Below are 740 nucleotides of genomic sequence, written 5' to 3'. Positions count from 1 at the left end.
CCGAACCATCGCCGGCCCCAGCCCGCATTTCCTCCATCCCAGCCGCGGAGTCTGTCGGGTGCGGCACCCATGACGCGGGCGCGGCGCCAGAGGCTGGCGGTACCTGCTGCGGAGAAGCAGCCCTTGACACAGCCCCCGTCCCACGGTGGCTGGCAGGGTGGGGCCGGCCGCAATCTGGTCAGCATCCCCACGACCAGCAGCAGCGCGACCGCCGGCCATGCAGCGACGATGTGCGCCCCCGGGCTCGGCATGGCGGCAGCGATGTTCGCTCCCACGCTCGCCGCCACCCCGACTACGAAGGCGGTCCGGGCTGACCAGCGCACCCTCCGACCGGCACGCTTATCCTTGACCATGGCCGCCGACGCGACGACGAGCATTCCATCGACCGACAACGGGAGTACGTAAGCGACCTCGGGACGCTCACCGAACCTCGATGCCACGGCGACCGTGTGACTCCAGGACGACCATGCAGCGATCCCGGCCACGTCACGTCCCGGGAGAGGCGTGTCGGCGTCATCGGTCCACCGCCGAACCGAGCCGATCCGCGATGGCCCGGACCTCGGCGGGGTCCACCGCCGGATGCCCTCCGATGTCCAGCCGCGTCTGGACGTCGATCCACCGCCGCGACCGTCGGATGACTTCGTCGATGTCGAGGCCGGTCGTCTCGGTGATGTCCGTCAGGTTCGCGCCCGCCCGCAGGGCGACGTGGATCATCGCCGGTTGCCAGCGAGTCCACCGGG

At 70.8% G+C, this 740-nt stretch carries 1 protein-coding gene and 1 pseudogene; both read right to left on the bottom strand.

The window, feature by feature from the left end:
• Positions 1-440: DUF2637 domain-containing protein (locus KJS59_RS32420; RefSeq protein WP_249715210.1), on the bottom strand; the 440-nt coding region annotated here is incomplete at its 3' end.
• Positions 441-513: 73 nt separating this feature from the next.
• Positions 514-740: pseudogene (locus tag KJS59_RS30710) on the bottom strand (hypothetical protein); the annotation flags it as partial.

Source organism: Rhizomonospora bruguierae (assembly GCF_018397995.1).
GTDB lineage: Bacteria > Actinomycetota > Actinomycetes > Mycobacteriales > Micromonosporaceae > Rhizomonospora > Rhizomonospora bruguierae.
This window is presented reverse-complemented; position numbering and strand designations above follow the sequence as displayed.